General features: G+C 70.1%; 14 protein-coding genes. 5 read left to right on the forward strand and 9 right to left on the reverse strand.

Features of this window, described 5'->3' with window-relative positions; translation table 11 throughout:
- Window position 1: 1 nt before the first annotated feature.
- Window positions 2-925 carry a PfkB family carbohydrate kinase gene (locus AB0B96_RS08760; protein WP_350947655.1) on the reverse strand — a complete coding sequence of 308 codons (924 nt, stop codon included), beginning with the start codon at window positions 923-925 and terminating at the stop codon, window positions 2-4.
- An 82-nt stretch (window positions 926-1,007) separates the two neighbouring features.
- Here AB0B96_RS08760 and AB0B96_RS08765 point away from each other — a divergent pair, with 82 nt between their 5' ends.
- Window positions 1,008-1,607 (forward strand): TetR/AcrR family transcriptional regulator, encoded by a 600-nt coding sequence (locus tag AB0B96_RS08765; RefSeq protein WP_362897255.1) that lies wholly within the window; start codon window positions 1,008-1,010, stop codon window positions 1,605-1,607.
- Window positions 1,608-1,767: 160 nt separating this feature from the next.
- On the opposite strand, the gene AB0B96_RS08770 is transcribed toward AB0B96_RS08765, so the two are convergent.
- Window positions 1,768-2,556, reverse strand: coding sequence for a serine/threonine-protein kinase (locus tag AB0B96_RS08770; RefSeq protein ID WP_362897256.1), 789 nt, complete (start codon window positions 2,554-2,556; stop codon window positions 1,768-1,770).
- Window positions 2,557-2,676: 120 nt separating this feature from the next.
- Between AB0B96_RS08770 and AB0B96_RS08775 the strand changes: the two genes are divergently transcribed.
- Window positions 2,677-4,683 (forward strand): cation:proton antiporter, encoded by a 2,007-nt coding sequence (locus AB0B96_RS08775; protein WP_362897392.1) that lies wholly within the window; start codon window positions 2,677-2,679, stop codon window positions 4,681-4,683.
- A 121-nt stretch (window positions 4,684-4,804) separates the two neighbouring features.
- Here the strand turns inward: AB0B96_RS08775 and AB0B96_RS08780 are convergent, their stop codons facing one another.
- From AB0B96_RS08780 to AB0B96_RS08795, 4 genes are all read right to left on the reverse strand, one after another.
- Window positions 4,805-6,277: an FHA domain-containing protein gene (locus AB0B96_RS08780; protein WP_362897257.1), complete on the reverse strand. Its 1,473-nt coding sequence runs from the start codon at window positions 6,275-6,277 to the stop codon at window positions 4,805-4,807.
- Complete coding sequence (locus AB0B96_RS08785; protein WP_350947659.1) at window positions 6,274-6,708, reverse strand: hypothetical protein; 435 nt, start codon at window positions 6,706-6,708, stop codon at window positions 6,274-6,276. Before AB0B96_RS08785 ends, AB0B96_RS08780 begins: the two co-directional genes overlap by 4 nt.
- Before the next feature lie 12 nt (window positions 6,709-6,720).
- Window positions 6,721-8,256: a hypothetical protein gene (locus tag AB0B96_RS08790; RefSeq protein ID WP_362897258.1), complete on the reverse strand. Its 1,536-nt coding sequence runs from the start codon at window positions 8,254-8,256 to the stop codon at window positions 6,721-6,723.
- A gap of 160 nt (window positions 8,257-8,416) precedes the next feature.
- Window positions 8,417-9,505, reverse strand: a complete 1,089-nt coding sequence (locus AB0B96_RS08795) for a site-2 protease family protein (protein ID WP_362897393.1) — start codon at window positions 9,503-9,505, stop codon at window positions 8,417-8,419.
- 169 nt (window positions 9,506-9,674) lie between these two features.
- Here AB0B96_RS08795 and AB0B96_RS08800 point away from each other — a divergent pair, with 169 nt between their 5' ends.
- The 3 genes from AB0B96_RS08800 (at window position 9,675) to AB0B96_RS08810 (ending at window position 12,828) form a co-directional block, all read left to right on the forward strand.
- Window positions 9,675-10,553, forward strand: coding sequence for a RecB family exonuclease (locus tag AB0B96_RS08800; protein WP_362514319.1), 879 nt, complete (start codon window positions 9,675-9,677; stop codon window positions 10,551-10,553).
- Window positions 10,554-10,870: 317 nt separating this feature from the next.
- Window positions 10,871-12,145 (forward strand): histidine kinase, encoded by a 1,275-nt coding sequence (locus tag AB0B96_RS08805; RefSeq protein WP_362897259.1) that lies wholly within the window; start codon window positions 10,871-10,873, stop codon window positions 12,143-12,145.
- Window positions 12,145-12,828, forward strand: coding sequence for a response regulator transcription factor (locus tag AB0B96_RS08810; RefSeq protein ID WP_350947663.1), 684 nt, complete (start codon window positions 12,145-12,147; stop codon window positions 12,826-12,828). Before AB0B96_RS08805 ends, AB0B96_RS08810 begins: the two co-directional genes overlap by 1 nt.
- Before the next feature lie 114 nt (window positions 12,829-12,942).
- Here AB0B96_RS08810 and AB0B96_RS08815 read toward each other — a convergent pair whose 3' ends face one another.
- From AB0B96_RS08815 to AB0B96_RS08825, 3 genes are read right to left on the reverse strand one after another with little or no spacing between them, the layout of a single operon-like run.
- Window positions 12,943-13,959: a dipeptide ABC transporter ATP-binding protein gene (locus AB0B96_RS08815; RefSeq protein ID WP_362897260.1), complete on the reverse strand. Its 1,017-nt coding sequence runs from the start codon at window positions 13,957-13,959 to the stop codon at window positions 12,943-12,945.
- A gap of 56 nt (window positions 13,960-14,015) precedes the next feature.
- Entirely contained in the window at window positions 14,016-15,053 is a 1,038-nt protein-coding gene (locus AB0B96_RS08820) for an ABC transporter ATP-binding protein (RefSeq protein WP_362897261.1), read from the reverse strand.
- Complete coding sequence (locus AB0B96_RS08825; RefSeq protein WP_362897262.1) at window positions 15,050-16,063, reverse strand: ABC transporter permease; 1,014 nt, start codon at window positions 16,061-16,063, stop codon at window positions 15,050-15,052. The genes AB0B96_RS08820 and AB0B96_RS08825 overlap by 4 nt, the downstream gene beginning before the upstream one ends.
- Window positions 16,064-16,154: the final 91 nt, after the last annotated feature.

Below are 16,154 nucleotides of genomic sequence, written 5' to 3' on the forward strand. Positions count from 1 at the left end.
GTCACTTCTCGTCCCGTAGCTCCCTCGCACCGTCCAGACCCGCGTCCGAGCCCAGGCCCCCGGCGACCCGGGCGGCCAGCGCGGTGCCGAGCCGCGCGGCACCGGCCACGTCACGGCCGTCGACCAGACCCGCGACGAACCCGGCACAGTAGGCGTCGCCGCAGCCGGTGGTGTCGACCACGGGGACGTCAAGGGCGGGAACGCGGGTGACGCCCTTCGCGTCGGCGATCAGGCTCCCGTCCGCGCCGAGCGTGACCAGGACGGCCGAGGCCCCCTGCGCCAGCAGTGCGTTCGCGGCCTCCTCCACATCCCCCGCCTCACCGGCGCCGCTCATCAGCAGTGCCTGCTCCTCGTTGGGCAGGAGGTAGTCGACGTGAGGAAGGAAGACGCGGACCCCCTGCATGAGATCTGGCATGTTGGACAGCAGGTCCATGGTGACGATCGTGCCCGCCGCTCGCGCCTCGTCCAGCAGCGCGAAGAACGCGGGGTCGTACAGGCCCCAGGTGACGTCCATGCCGCCCAGGTGCACGACCCGCGCGCCGAGGACGGTCTCACGGGCGACGTCCGCGGTGGACAGCCCCAGGTTCGCGCCGGGAACGTGGAAGGACGGGCGCCCGCCGTCGGGGCGGATCGGCAGGATCGAGGCGGCGGTCTGCTCCCCCTGCCTGCGGACGATCCCGGTCACGTCGACCCCGCGCCGCCCCATCATCATGACGAGCAGGTCGCCGAGCTCGTCGTCCCCGATCGCCCCCACCGAGGCCACCGGGACACCGAGCGCGGCCAGGTCGACGGCGGTCGCGGCGGCGGCGCCCGCGGCGGTGACACGGATCTGCTCCAGCAGGTGGGTGTCCTGGCCGGCGGGGATCGACTCCACCGGTCTGGCGAGCACGTCCACGATGTGCGCACCGAGGGTGACGACGGTCATATCGAGTCCTCCTCATGTCTTCAGCGGATAATAGACGGGCGACCGACTAAAATGTCAACGAATCCGTTCAGGGAGGAGCGAGGTGCCGAAGATCGTCAATCACGGCGAGCGCCGCGAAGAGGTCGTGGAGGCCGCGCGCCGCGTCATCCTGCGCGAGGGCATCGAGGCCGCCACGACCCGGGCCATCGCCAGGGAGGCCGGTTACTCCAACGGCGTGCTCACCCACTACTTCACCGACAAGGACGACATCATGCTGTCGGCGCTGCGCTCCTCGCACCGACGCATCGTGGAACGCCTGCGCGGCAAGCTGACCGGTCTCACCGGTCTGGCCGCGCTGCGCGAACTCCTCCTCGACAACCTCCCGCTGGACGACGAGCGCGCCCGCGAGAGCGGGCTGGAGATCGGCTTCTGGAGCCGCAGCCTGACCAGCCCGGCGATGCTGGAGGCGCAGCGCGCCGAGGCCGAGGAACTGCGCTACCTGGTACGCAGCCTGCTCGGTGCGGCGGCCGCCGACGGAGAGATCACCACCGCCGACGACCTCGACGACGTCACCGAGCGGCTGCTCGCCCTCGTCGACGGACTGAGCGCGCACCACCTGCTCTATCCCGACAGACTCGACGCCGCGCGCCTGGAACGGATGCTCGACGCCGAGCTCGACCGCCTCCGTCCCACCGGCGGGTAGGCCCGCGCGGCCTCACGGTCCCGCCCGATCCTCGGACGAGGCCCACCGCGCTCGCCGGAGAACGCGCCGGGCGGCCGGACAGCCACCGGCCCGGAACCCTCAGGGCCGGCACCCGCGGAGCGTCCCGGACCGGCGCGGACCTCCCAAGGCCGCGGGACTCTCAGGCCAGCAGGGCGTAGAGCCGGTCGGCCACTCCCCTGGCGGTGGGCCGCTTGGCCGCGTCGCCAAGGCACGCCTGGACCAGGTCCGACAGCTCCGGTTCCAGGCTCGGGTGGATCGACGGCGTCGTGCTGTACACCTTGCGCAGGGTGAGCAGCGGGTCGTGGGTGGGCAGCTCCCCGTAAAGACCGTTGCCACTCACCGCCCAGTGCAGTGTCGCGCCCAGCGACCACACATCGCCCCCGGGGGTGGGGGTCTCCCCCTGCAGCAGCGTGGGGTCGGTGAACTCCACCGAGCCGATGTCCCCCATCCCGGTCACCGTCGCACCAGGCATCAGCACCTGCGACAGGCCGAGGTCGGAGAGCTTGCCACCGTCCTCGGTGAGCAGCACGTTGCCGGGACGGATGTCGCGGTGAACGATGCCCTCCTCGTGCAGCGCCTGCGCCGCGTGGGACACGCAGGCGACCGCGCGCAGCACCCGCTCACGCGAGGGACGCTCCGCGGGACGCGCCAGCGAGCCACCCGGCAGGTATTCCATCGAGTAGTAGAACACCCCGCCCTGCTGGCCGGCGTCGTAGAGCCGCACAAGGTACGGGGAACGCACCGCGGCGAACGCCTTCAACTCCCTCGTGGCGCGGCGGAACGCGTCGCTCCCGGTGCCGCCCACCACCTTCACCGCGACCAGGTCCGCCTCGACGGGCAACCGTTCCGGCCTCTTCGCCAAGTAGAACTCGCCGTGGTTGCCCGCCCCCAGTGACCGGACGAACTCGTAATCGGCGATGCCTTCCACCAACGGTCTCCCTCCATACCCGCGCGACGTTCGCGGCGACATCCCCCACACGGTAACGTCGCCCTCGACATTCTCGGGGCTTTTCTTTGCATACGGAAAGCGTGCTCGCAAGTGCTGCACATGGATCTGCTCCTGCTCGACCTCGTCATCGTCCTGGCGGCGGCCCGGCTGTTCGGAGCACTGGCCAGAAAGCTCGGCCAACCCCCGGTCATCGGCGAGATCGTGGCGGGCATCCTGCTGGGCCCCACGCTGCTGGGCCCCCTCATCGGTGACCAGCTGTTCGGGCCGGAGATGCGGCCCCCGCTGCAGGCGCTGGCCAACGTCGGCCTCGTGCTGTTCATGTTCGTCGTCGGCCTGGAGCTGGACCAGAAGCTGGTCAGGGGCAAGGGCCGGATCGCGGTGACCGTGGCGCTCGGCTCGACCGTGGTGCCCTTCGTCCTGGGGTGCGTGCTCGCGCTCAGCATCGCGGGCGAGCACGTGGGCCGCGACAGGACGCTGCCGTTCGTGCTGTTCATGGGGGCGGCGATGTCCGCCACCGCGTTCCCCGTGCTGGCCAGGATCCTCACCGACCGGGGAATGCAGCGCATCACGCTCGGCGGCCTCGCCCTCGCCTCCGCGGCCGTCATCGACGTGCTCGCCTGGACCGCTCTGGCGGTGGTCGTGGGCATCGCCGGGGCGGGAGAGGCCGAAGGGCAGTGGAAGGTCCTGCTCGCCCTGCCGTACGCACTGGTGATGTTCCTGGTGGTCAAGCCCCTGCTGGCCCGCCTGGTGCCCGCGTACGAGAAGGCCGGGCGGCTCACGCCCGGACTGCTCTCGCTGGTGCTCATCGGCCTGATCGGGTCGGCCTGGGCCACCGAGTGGATGCACGTCCACTTCATCTTCGGGGCGTTCGTGTTCGGCGCGGTGATGCCCCGCGAGGGAGCCGAGCGGCTCAACCACGAGATCCTGGAACGGCTGGAGCAGCTCGCCGTGCTGCTGCTGTTGCCGATGTTCTTCGTGGTGGCGGGGCTCAACGTCAACCTGCGCGAGCTCGACCTGTCCAGTCTCGGCACGCTCGCCGCGATCCTGGCCGTCGCGATCGGCGGCAAGCTGCTCGGCTCCTACGCCGCGGCCCGGACGCAGCGACTGCCCGGACGGCAGTCCTGGACGCTCGCGGCCCTGCTCAACACGCGAGGACTCACCGAGATCGTCATCCTCACCGTCGGCCTGCAGAAGGGCGTGCTCGACGACGAGCTGTACTCGCTGATGGTGGTCATGGCCCTCGTCACGACCGCGATGACCGGTCCGCTGGTGCGCAGGCTCTACCCCGACAGGCGGGTGGCCCGCGACATCGCCGACGCCGAGCGCGCCGCCCTGGGGGTGACCGCCGCCCACCGGGTGCTGGTGGTCGTACCCGATCCCCCCGCCGAGCAGGCCCCGCTCGTCGGCCTGGCCACCGCCCTGGCACTCTCGACGTCCCCGTCGACCCCATCCGAGGTGGTCCTGGGCCACCTGCGTCCCTACCCCTCGGGACGCCTGGAGGTCGGCAGCGGCCTCTCCTCGGAGCTGGCCGAGCTGGCCGAGACCCTTCACGAGCTGGAGACACTGGCCACCACGGCCCGCGAGCGCGGCTCGGACAGCAGGGTGGTGAGCCGGTTCAGCGCGGACGTGGCGGGCGAGCTGCCGGGGCTGGTCTCCGGCGCCCATCCTGACCTGCTGGTGCTGCCCGCCGACATCCCCGGCTACGCCGATGTGCGCGACGGCGCCACCTGCCGCGTGGTGACCGTGGCCATGCCCGTGCCGCCGTCCATGTTCGAGCAGGCCGGGCCTGGCTCAGAGCCGGTGGCGGTGCACCACGGCTCGGGTGGCGACGCCGCCGCCCACGTGGCGCTCGGCCTCGCGACACTGCGGGGGCGTCCCCTCGTCGTCACCGGAGGGAACCGGGCCTCGGCGCTGGCCCAGCGACTGGCCAAGCTCGGGGTGGAGGCCACCTCGGGCCCGGTCCCCGAGGGCGCGCTGGTCGTCGCCGCAGACACGGCGAACGTCCCCCAAGACGTTCATCTGCTGGTTCGCGCCGAACAGGACCCCGACCCCGTCGACTGGGCCGAGGCCGTCTCCGCCCTGCGCCCCCCGATCCCGCAGCCCTGACGCCTGCCCTGCCGATCCTGCCCCCGGGCTCGGAGCGCCTTACGCTCCTGACCGCCCCCCCTGAACGCGTATCGGCGGCACGGCCCACGGCCGTGCCGCCGAAGAAGGCGAGGGGTGCTCCTCAGCGGTTGCGGTGCGACTCGTAGCGCATGGTGCGTGAGACGCCGATCCGCACGGTGGTGCCGGGCAGGATCGCGACCGGCTCGTTCGGCGGGATGTCGTAGAAGTTGGGGTCACCGGGCGGCTGGATCTGGGTGCCGTTGACCGACCCCAGATCGACCAGGTTGACGTCCCAGCCGTCCAGCGCCACCCGCAGGTGACGGCGGGAGACCGAGCCGTCGGGGCTGGTGACCTTGGCCGCGCGCACCGAGCCGTCCGCCACCTCGGGAGCCCGCTCGGGGTCACGGCCCACCAGATAGTCGGTGTCGAGCCGCAGCGTCAGGCCGTCGTCCAGGAGCAGCACCCCCAGCGGCGGGCGCGGTCCCTTGTAGGGGACGAGGGTGCGCTGGACCAGCGCGATGCCACAGACCGCGCAGTAGGGAACGCGAGGGTCGTTGAAATGGTCGTTCTTGCAGTCGACCCCGTAGACCAGCGGCCGCGCCTCGGGCTCGGCCGCCGGGCCGGGCGCGGGAGCGGCGGAGGGTTCGCCTCCCGGCTGCTGCGCTCCCCCGGGTGTCAGCAACTCGTACTCGAACGGCTGGTCGCGCACGTCGATGGGATCGCCGCCGATCCCGCTCGCCATGGCGGTGTCGATGTCCTCGTGGTGGACGACCGCGGGAGCGGGCCCGGTGGAGGGACCGCCGGACTGCACACCCGGGTGACCGGGAGAGGAGAGCGGGCCCTGCGGCATCGGCTCGGAGTGCCACCCCTGCGGCTGCGGCTCGCGCCGCGGCTCCGCGGGCGGGGCGACCGGCGGGTAGGGATCGGCCGGGCCCATGGGGTAGGGCGGAGGCTCCGGAGACGCCGACCACGCGGGAGGTGCCGACCGCTCGGGCGGCGCGGACATCGGGACGGATTCGGGGACCGCGGGCTCCATCCGGGGGGCGGCGTGCTGTGCCTGCTGGACGTGCTGCCCTTGGGGGGCGGCGGACTCCGCCCGTGGCACGGCACGCGGGGCGGCGCCCGGTTCGGTCGGGTCGCACGAGACCCCACCCGCGACGATCACCCCGGCGTCCAGCCGGGAGAGCGGGTGCGCGGCCTCCGCATCGGGCAGGCGCAGCTCCACCCGGGTCACCGGGCCGGGAACCAGCCGGTCGGACCAGGTGAGCGCGTCGCGCCCCGCGAGCTGGATCTCACCGTTCGCGCCGGTCACCGACGCGAACGCGGGGCCGCTGACCAGGACGGCCACTCCCCCGCCGACGGGGCCGGCGACGGCGCACGCCACCGGCTCACCCATCATGGCGGCGAGGATCTGGGCGACGCGGCGGGCCAGCGCCCTGCCGTCGCCGCCGGAGGCCGCGGTCTCCCGCAGCGCTCCCAGCAGATCCTCAACGACGGCCTCGGCCGCGTCGCACACCAGCAGCAGGCCACCCTCGTGGGCCACCAGCCCGTTGCCCGGAAGCGGACGCACCACTCCGAAGCCCTGGTCGGTCACAGAACTCTCCCTCCCCGGAAACGCCATCGGATGAACGGCACCCTCATGGGACCGTTCGTCACCAACCAGATGCATACCCAGACGACGGTGAAATGCGTCCAGAAGGCGGCCGGTGGGACCGGATCGATGAAATCAACCGCACCGGACCGTAGCAAAAAGTACAGCACAAGACCTTCGGGGACGAGCGTCAGCAGGCCGAAGAGAGTCGGCCAGTCCTTCTCCCATCTGAACTGCATCAGGAAGTGGTATATCAGCTCCCAGACGACCCCCAGCACGGCCACCGCCGCGATGACCAGGAGGCCGTTGACGTAGCGGCCGGAGAGCGGCCCGGAACCGGGGAGCAGCGGAACGATCAGCAGGGTGATGACCACGCCGACGGTGGCGAGCATGAGCAGGCGCGTCTGAATACGGCCCAGCAGGGTCGGAACCACGAGAACTACTCCTTACACCGGCGAGTTGCGGGCCCATTTGAACCACTGCGAGGTCGACCGTAGCGGCCCCATCTTCTTGACGAATCCTCGCTTCGCCAGGTCGTCCGCTATCTCCTGTGCCGCGATCTGCAGGCCGAGGAAGGTGTCGACGCCGGGGAAGTAGCCGCCGAGTGTGGCCGACCCCGAGGCGTAGAGGGCACCGTCACCGTTGGCCGTCCCCTTCACCTCGAAGTGTCGCTCCACCTCCAGCCGGCCCACCGGGTTGCGGAACGCCCCGCCGTGCTGGAGCAGGTCCGCGAAGATCCGGTGCTCGGCGATGTCGGCCTCGAGGCCCGTGCAGTCGATGATGTAGTCGGACACCGGCTCGCGGACGATGCCGTCGCTGCTGCGCACGTAGCTGACGAGCCGCCCGTCGTGGCTCTGCTCCACGCGGTCGACGGTGCCCTGCACGGGGTGGTAGTAGCCGCCGCTGCGGCCCGCCCGCATCTGCTCCTGCCAGCGCCGCCTGTAGGGGGTGTTGGTGCCGCCCATCTCCTTGTACTTCCTCGCACGGTCGGCGCCCTCCAGCTTGCGCATCTGCGCCTTGAGCTGGCCGCCCCACACCGACTTGGGATAGTTGAAGCCCTGGTAGGCCCAGCCGTCCCCGCCCTTGCGGCGCGACCAGATGTGCGGCCCGTGGGAGCCGCTGACGAACGTGCGGAAGATGTGGATGACCTGGGTCTGCAGGTTGTGTCGCTCCCGGTCGTCGAACAGCCGCTGGAGCACCCGGGAGGCGACGATGCCGCCACCGCGGATGACCACGGTGCCCGGCCTGGTCTTCAGGAACTCGTAGACCTGCTCGTGCGGCTCGTAGGCGTTGACGACGCGCTGGTAGTCACCGTGCTTGGTGCGGAACTCCTGCAGGTCCGGCAGGAACTTCAGGCCCGGGTAGCCGATCGCGATGTGCACGAAGCGCGACCGGAAGATGATGCGCTTGGTCGGCGCCGCGCCGTCGGGCGGGGTGACCACGGTGAAGTAGCCGCCGCCCGCCCTGCGGCGGACCATCCGCACCTGCCCCTTGACCAGCATGTCCCAGTAGTTGATGCGCTTGGCCTCGCGTTCGAGGTTCTCGAAGACGGTGCCGGCGCGCGGGGTCCAGTAGTCGTTCAGGAGGGGCTCGGTGAGGATCTGCCACAGGTATGACGGCTTCTTCTCCTTCCACGCCTCTTCCAGGGCGTAGGAGGGGAAACCCCACAGGTTGTCCGGGCGGGAGGAGGAGTCGGAGCGGATCCGCTCACCCCGGGGGATCTGCGAGCATCTGGTGAGGAACTCGTAGGTCTGCCACGGATGGTCGATGTTGGACACCACCCGCATCTGCGAGGTGGGAACGCCGTAGATCCTGAGGTAGTCGAGCGTCACAAAAGATCCCATGCCACCACCGACCGTCAGGAAGGGGATGTCGTACATGGGGATGCCCGCGGCCGCGACCATCTGGTCGGTCCATTCGGGGGCGCCGAGAAGATCCGGCGTCAGATCACCGGCAGGCGCCGGTGTTTGGGGGGGTGCCAATTGACGTCCCTTAAGCTACGTGGCCAGCCCATTCGCTGGCCAAAACCCTAGTCCTGGTGAGAGCCGAAGACGAGTGGGACGAACAGGTACGTTCCTCTCCTGCCATCCCCCGTCTTCGGCGAGTATCCAGTGAGACGCCTGTAAATCACCTGTGGTTCGCTTAAACCCCGCTGAACACGCGGTTCACGTCCGAGGTCGCGAGCACGCCGAAGATCTCGCCGCCCCGCTCCACCAGAAGATACTCCCCGGCCGGAGCATCGCGCATGGCGTCGATCAGCGGCTCGCCCTCCAGGTCCGCGGCCAGCACCAGCGACGGCTCCAGGCTGCGCGCGAGCGAACCCGCCGTCACCCAGGGGCGGCGGCTCTCCGGGGTGGACTCCACCGCGACCTCGTTCACGATGCCCGTGGGACGACCCTCGTGGTCGACCACCACCATCGCCCCCGCCTGTGCCTCCCCGGCCCGCCGCAGGGCCTCGGCCAGCGGCACGTCGCCGGTCACCGCGATGGCCCGCCTGGCGAGGGCGCGGGCGTTGACCTCGGGGATCCGGGCCCGCACGCGGGCGCCGCGCAGCGACTGGGTGGCGCCGAACCAGATGAAGGCGGCGAGCAACAGCGACCAGATGAGCATCAGGCCCGGTTCCTGCCCAGCCACCAGCGTCAGCCCGACGGGCAGTACGACCAGGGCGACGGCCAGCACCCGGCCCGCCCAGGCCGCCGCGACCGTGCCGGAGAGCGGCTTGCGGGTGATCTTCCAGACGCCGGCCCGCAGCATGCGCCCGCCGTCGAGCGGCAGCCCCGGGAGCAGGTTGAAGATCCCGACCATCAGGTTGGCGAGCCAGAGCTGGAAGACCAGGACGCCGGCGATCGTGCCGGGGTCGATGACGTAGGAGGCGGCGAATCCGATCGCGGCCAGCCCGAGCGAGAGCAGCGGCCCGGCGAAGGCCACCATGAACTCCCTGCCCGGGGTCTCCGGCTCGCGCTCGATCTCCGAGACACCGCCGAGCAGGTAGAGCGTGATGCGCCGTACCGGCAGGCCGTACATCCTGGCCACCACGCAGTGCGCCAGCTCGTGCAGGAGCACCGAGACGTACAGCAGCACCGCGAAGACGAACGCGACGACATAGGTGAGCGGGATGCTCAGATCGGGCAGCCGGTAGGCCACCACGCTCTGGAACGAGTAGGTGATGAACGCCGCCACGATGAACCAGGTCGGCGAGACGTAGATCGGGATGCCGAACGGGCGGCCCATCAGCAGCCCTGGACTATCCTGGCGTGGGCTGTCGCTGCTCACCGCTGCTTCACCATTTCCTTGTTCAATCCACCCTCAGTCCTCGATGGTACGCGCCATCGGGCCTCCGGTAGGCGCCACGGGGGCACCTCGGGCACAAACTGTCGTCACCGTGACCTACAGTGCGGTCATGTCACCGACCGAGCCCACGATCGTCGGAGCCCTGTCGCCGTCGCGCGCGGGTGACTTCATGACGTGCCCGCTGCTCTACCGCTTCCGGGTGATCGACCGGCTTCCCGAGCCGCCGTCGCCCGCCGCGGTGCGGGGCACGATGGTCCACTCGGTGCTGGAACGCCTGTACGACCTTCCCGCCCCGCAGCGCACGGTCTCCGCGGCCCACGACCTGCTGGAGCCCCAATGGCACAGGCTCCAGCAGGAGGACCCCTCCTATGCCGGGATGTTCACCGGCGACGACGACCGCGCCGAGTGGCTGGCCCAGGCCCGCGTCATGCTGGAGCGTTACTTCACCCTTGAGGACCCCACCTGTCTGGAGCCCGCGGAGCGGGAACTCTACGTGGAGGCGGTGCTCGGCAGCGGTCTGATGCTGCGGGGTTACATCGACCGGCTGGACGTGGCGCCCACCGGTGAGGTCCGCGTCGTCGACTACAAGACCGGCAGCGCCCCGGGTCCCGCCTTCGAGGCCAAGGCGCTGTTCCAGATGAAGTTCTACGCGCTGGTCCTGTGGCGGTTGCGCGGCTCGGTGCCCCGCATGCTCCAGCTGATGTACCTCGGGGGCGGAGGTGAGGTCCTGCGCTACACCCCCGACGAAGCCGACCTGCTGGCCACCGAACGCAAGGTCCAGGCCCTGTGGCAGGCGATCGAGCGCGCGCTGGAAACCGGCGAGTGGCGCTCCAGGCCCAGCAGGTTGTGCGACTGGTGCAGCTACAAGGACCTGTGCCCGGAGTTCGGCGGCACTCCCCCGCCCGTCCCCGAGCGGCAGCCGGGCGACACCGTTCGCAGCAACCGGCGGTCCGCCAAGATCTCGCGGGCGGCCACCGACGAACTGTAGTGGCTGTTCCGATCGCGACACTACGCGTCGCGGTGATGACGCTTGCCCCCCCAACGCGACCTGCCTCGGGAAACATCCCCGCAGACATGCCCGTGATCTGTCCTGGAGGGACGACCCGTGAGGCCGCGCCGGGGACTGGAGTGAGGAGAACGGGGTCGTGAGGAACGAACGATCTCGTTCTCCGAGGAAAGGAGCCGGACAAGAGCGGCCTCACCGCGACGCGCCAGCGTCGCCATCGGCACCGTCCTTCGTGGGGATGAGGGTGATATCCACCTCTGGCAGGGTGGCACCGGCGGAGGGGCGCCTACATTGATTGTGTGCGCGACACCATCGGCAGCCTGCGGGCATGGTTCCACGGGCACCCGCTGATTCCCGACGTGATCTTCGGTGGAGTGCTGGCCGCCGCCTCGGTCCCCTTCGCCCACGTGGCCCACGCCTTCGGCGATCCCGCCCGTCTGAGGGAGCCGGACGCGATGGGTCTCGGCCTGATCGTGGCGGGCTGCCTGTCGGTGGCGCTGCGCGGCCACCGGCCGTTCCTGATGCTCTTCCTGGTCTGCGTGGCCGAGGTCACGCTGGCCTCCACGGGACGCAACCCCTCCCTGCTCTGGCTCGTCACCCTGGTGCTGGTCTACACGATCGCCGCCCGGCGCGGCCTGGCTCTCAGTCTGTGCGCCCCTGCGCTCGCCCTCGCCGGTCACCTCCTGTCGGCGGCGGCGGGGGGCCGGCTCGGCGAGTGGAGCAGCCATCTACTGATGGCCGTCTTCACCGTCTCCCTGTGGATCGCGGGCCGGAACGCGCTGCTGCGCCGGGCCTACCAGGCGGAGCTGCGTGACCGGGCGCGGCGCATGGAGCGCGTCAGGGAGGCCGACACCCGGGCGGCGAGGGCCGAGGAGCGCTCCCGCATCGCCCGCGAGCTTCACGACGTGGTCGCCCACCATGTGAGTGTGATGACCGTCCAGGCCGCCGCGGCGCGCCGGGTGCTGGCCGGCAACCCAGAGGGGGCGAGAGAGGCGCTGTCGGCGATCGAGGAGCTCGGCCGGACGGCGATGGCGGAGATGCGCAGCATGGTGGGCGTGCTCAGGACCGAGGGGGCCCTCGTCGAGCGCAGCCCGCAGCCGGGGGTGCGCGAGATACCCGCCCTGGTCGACCAGATGCGCGAGGCGGGGCTGCGGACGCAGCTGTGCATCGAGGGCGAGCGGGCCGCCCCGGAGACGGCAGGAGCGGCGGAGGTGGCGGGGACGGTGAGAACGGCAGGGACGGCAGGGACGGCAGGGACGGTGAGAACGCTGCCTCCCGGTGTCGACCTCGCCGCGTACAGACTCGTCCAGGAGGCCCTCACCAACAGCCTGCGGCATGCGGGGCCGCAGGCACGGGCCTGGGTGAGGGTGCGGCACGAACCGGGCGAGCTGGCCATCCAGGTCGAGGACGACGGCCTCGGCCCGCGGGCGCGTGCGGAGGACGGGGAGGCGACCGGGCACGGATTGGCGGGTATTCGCGAGCGTGTCGCCCTCTATGGTGGACTTCTGAGGATCGGCCCGCGCGACGGGGGCGGATTCGAGGTCAATGCCCGGTTCCCCCTCAAGGACACGTGATGACGATCAGAGTGCTGCTGGTGGACGACCAGCCACTGCTGCGCACCGGCTTCCGCCTGATCCTGGAGGCCGAGGCCGATCTCACCGTGGTCGGCGAGGCCGGAGACGGCAAGGCGGCACAGGACCAGTCGCGGGCGCTGCTGCCCGACGTGGTGCTGATGGACGTCCGGATGCCTGGCGTGGACGGCATCGAGGCGACCCGCAGGATCGTGCGGGAGGCCACCGTGGGCGCGCACGTGCCGCGGGTGCTGGTGCTGACGACCTTCGACCTCGACGAGTACATCGTGGAGGCGCTGCGCGCCGGAGCGAGCGGGTTCCTGCTGAAGGACGTCCCGCCCGAGGAGTTGGTGCAGGCCATCCGGGTGGTGGCGGCGGGCGACGCCATCGTCGCGCCGAGCGTCACCAGGCGGCTGCTGGACAAGTTCGGCGCGCACCTGCCCTCGATGCACCAGCAGTCGACCCCTGCGCGCCTTGACCGGCTGACCGAGCGCGAGCTGGAGGTGCTCCGGTTGATCGCCAAGGGCATGTCCAACGCGGAGATCGCCGCCGAACTGGTGGTGAGCGAGACGACGGTGAAGACCCATGTCGGCAACGTCCTCACCAAGCTGGGCCTGCGCGACCGCGTCCAGGCCGTCGTCCTGGCGTACGAGACCGGCCTGATCACGCCGGGCGCGCTTCCCTGACGCCTCTCACGCGCCCGCGCCGACCTTGGGCGCCCCTGCCCCGCTCGCGAAGGCGCCGGGGCGCCCTCACGACGCACCCGCCCGCGCGGCGTACGGGGAGCGGGGCGAGTGCGGTCAGCTCGAGACGGCCTGCAGGGGCGGCTGCTCCGTGGGGGCGTTCTCCGGGAAATGGCAGGCGACCTGGTGTCCCGGAGCCAGCGTCTCCAGCGGTGGTTCCACCTTCTTGCAGATCTCCTGGGCCTTCCAGCACCGGGTGTGGAACCGGCAGGCGGGCGGCGGGTTGAGCGGGCTGGGCACGTCGCCCTGGAGACGGATGCGCTCGCGATCCCTGCGCCGGGCCGGGTCCGGGACGGGCACCGCGGACATCAGCGCGTTGGTGTACGGGTGCATGGGCGACTCGTACAGCGCCTTGCGGTCGGCCAACTCGACGATCTTGCCGAGATACATGACCGCGACCCGGTCGCTGATGTGCCGGACCACCGACAGGTCGTGCGCGATGACCACATAGGTCAGGCCGAGCTCGTCCTGCAGGTCCTCCAGGAGGTTGACCACCTGCGCCTGGATCGACACGTCCAGCGCGGAGACCGGCTCGTCGGCGATGATGAGCTTGGGCTTGAGCGCGAGCGTGCGGGCGATGCCGATGCGCTGGCGCTGGCCGCCGGAGAACTCGTGCGGGTAGCGGTTGTAGTGCTCGGGGTTGAGCCCGACCAGCTCCAGGATCTCCTGGACCGCCTTCTTGGTGCCCTGCTCGGTCTGGATCCCCTGGATGCGGAACGGCGCGCCGACGATGGCACCGACCGTGTGGCGGGGGTTGAGCGAGGAGTAGGGGTCCTGGAAGATGATCTGCACGTCGCGCCGGAGCGGCCGGATCTTGGACTGCGACATGTGGGTGATGTCGTGTCCCTCGAAGACGATCTTCCCGCCGGTCGGCTCGATGAGCCTGGTGATCATGCGCCCCGTCGTGGTCTTGCCGCAGCCGGACTCGCCCACCAGGCCGAGGGTCTCCCCCTTGAAGACGTCGAAGCTGATCCCGTCGACCGCTTTGACCGCACCGACCTGGCGTTTGAGCAGGCCCTTGGTCACCGGGAAGTGCTTCTCCAGCCCTTGCACTGACAGAATTGGCTCGGTCACAGACTTTCCGTTCGTCGAACGCACGGCCTGGGCGACGGGTGTGTCGGCTCGCTCGCTCACGAGGACTCCAGGTTCGCTTTGATCTCGTTCTCCCAGATGTCCCGCCTGACCTCACGGGGCAGGTGGCACCGGACCAGATGGCCGCCCTCGCCCTCGACCAGCTCGGGCACCTCGGTGTTCGCCCTTCCGCCGGTACGGTCGGCGTATTCGCAGCGCGGGTGGAAGGCACACCCGGCGGGCACGTTGATCAGAGAGGGCGGAGTGCCCTTGATCGGCAGCAGCCGTTCGGTCCGCTCCCGGTCCAGGCGCGGCATCGATCCCAGCAGGCCCCAGGTGTAGGGATGCTCCGGCCGCTCGAAGATGCTCTCCGACGTGCCGTACTCGATGCCCTTGCCGCCGTACATCACCAGGATGTCGTCCGACAGCTCCGCGACGACACCCAGGTCGTGGGTGATGACGATCAGCGCGGCGTTGAAGTCGCGCTGCAGGTCGCGCATCAGGTCCAGGATCTGCGCCTGTACCGTCACGTCGAGGGCCGTGGTCGGCTCGTCCGCGATGAGGAGCTCCGGGTCGCAGGAGAGCGCCATGGCGATCATCGCGCGCTGGCGCATGCCGCCGGAGAACTCGTGCGGATAGCTGTCGACGCGCCTGTCCGGCTGCGGGATGCCCACCCGGCCCAGCATCTCGACGGCGTGCTTGCGCGCGACCCTCTTGCTGACCTGATTGTGGATCCGGTACGCCTCCACGATCTGCGCGCCCACCGTGTAGAAGGGGTGCATCGCGGAGAGCGGATCCTGGAAGATCATCGCCATCTTCTTGCCGCGCAACGTCCTGACGTGGTCGGCCGAGGCGGAGACGAGTTCCTCACCGTCCAGCCAGATCTCGCCGGAGATCTTCGCCCTGCCTCCCTTGTGCAGGCCGAGGATGCCCAGCGAGGTGACGCTCTTGCCGGATCCGGACTCGCCCACGATGCCGAGCGTCTTGCCGCGCTCCAGCTGGAAGGAGAGCCCGTCGACCGACTTGACGAGGCCGTCATCCGTCGGAAAGTGGATCCGCAGGTCCCTCAGTTCGAGAAAGCTCGACGGAGCGCTCATCCAAGCCTCACCCTCGGGTCGACCACCGCGTACAGCAGGTCGACGATCAGACTGGCCAGTACGACGAAGAGCGCCGCGACCATGGTGACCCCCATGATCTTCGGAAGGTCGTTCGTCACGATGGCCTGGACGGCGTAGTCGCCGATGCCCTTCAAGGAGAACGTGCTCTCGGTGAGCACCGCGCCACCGAGCAGCAGGCCGAGGTCCAGACCGAAGATCGTCAGAATGGGTGTCAGCGCGGCGCGCAGCCCGTGCTTGACGACCACCCTGGACTCCTGCATGCCCTTGGCCCTGGCCGTGCGAATGTAGTCCTCGCTCATGGTCTCCAGCATTCCCGCCCTGGTCAGACGCGCGTAGGACGCGGCGTAGAGGAACGCGAGTGTGATCCATGGCAGGAGGAGGTTGTAGGCCCACTGCGCTGGATTCTCGAAGAACGGCGTGAAACTGCCGCCCGGCGCGGTGATGCCCAACCCGTAGCTGAAGACGACGAGGGAGACGATGCCGGTGAAGAAGATCGGCAAAGAGACGCCGGCGAGCGCGATGCTCATCGCCGCCCGGTCGAAGATCGTGCCTTTTCTCAGCGCGGACAGCACGCCTGTCGCGACGCCGCCGAACAACCAGATCACCGAGGCGCCCAGGGCGAGCGAGAGGGTCACCGGGATGCGTTCCACCAGGTCGGGCCAGACCGGCTGCCGCCTGATGAAGGAGTAGCCGAAACAGGGGGCGGGGCACTCCTCGATGGAGGCACCCGTGTCGAACTCCGAGCCGACGAAGACGCCTGAGATCCAGCGGCCGTACTGCACGGGAACCGGGTCGTTGAACCCGAGCTTCTCCGCCGTGACCGCGATCATCTCCGAGTCGGCGGACCTGCCCATGTAACGGCTGGCGAAGTCCTCGGCCGTGGCGCCCGCGATGCGGGGAATCACAAAGAAGATCGAGAAGGTGACCATGCTCACGATGACGAGCATGAGCAGCGCGCCGACCAGGCGGCGGATGATGTAAGTGACCACAGTCCCCCCGGCTCCAGGGGCCGGCCCCGCGGGCCGGCCCCTTCAAGCCTCGACTAACCGAACTCGACTAACCGAACTGGATTTCCGACGC

This window comes from Streptosporangium sp. NPDC049046, from assembly GCF_040649155.1.
Classification (GTDB): domain Bacteria; phylum Actinomycetota; class Actinomycetes; order Streptosporangiales; family Streptosporangiaceae; genus Streptosporangium.

Bases quoted from the DNA above. Each gene is read 5' to 3' on its own strand.
- AB0B96_RS08760 (WP_350947655.1), bottom strand. From the start codon at position 925: ATGACCGTCGTCACCCTCGGTGCGCACATCGTGGACGTGCTCGCCAGA.
- AB0B96_RS08775 (WP_362897392.1), top strand. From the start codon at position 2,677: ATGGATCTGCTCCTGCTCGACCTCGTCATCGTCCTGGCGGCGGCCCGG.
- AB0B96_RS08795 (WP_362897393.1), bottom strand. From the start codon at position 9,505: ATGGGCCGCCCGTTCGGCATCCCGATCTACGTCTCGCCGACCTGGTTC.
- AB0B96_RS08800 (WP_362514319.1), top strand. From the start codon at position 9,675: ATGTCACCGACCGAGCCCACGATCGTCGGAGCCCTGTCGCCGTCGCGC.
- AB0B96_RS08810 (WP_350947663.1), top strand. From the start codon at position 12,145: ATGACGATCAGAGTGCTGCTGGTGGACGACCAGCCACTGCTGCGCACC.
- AB0B96_RS08820 (WP_362897261.1), bottom strand. From the start codon at position 15,053: ATGAGCGCTCCGTCGAGCTTTCTCGAACTGAGGGACCTGCGGATCCAC.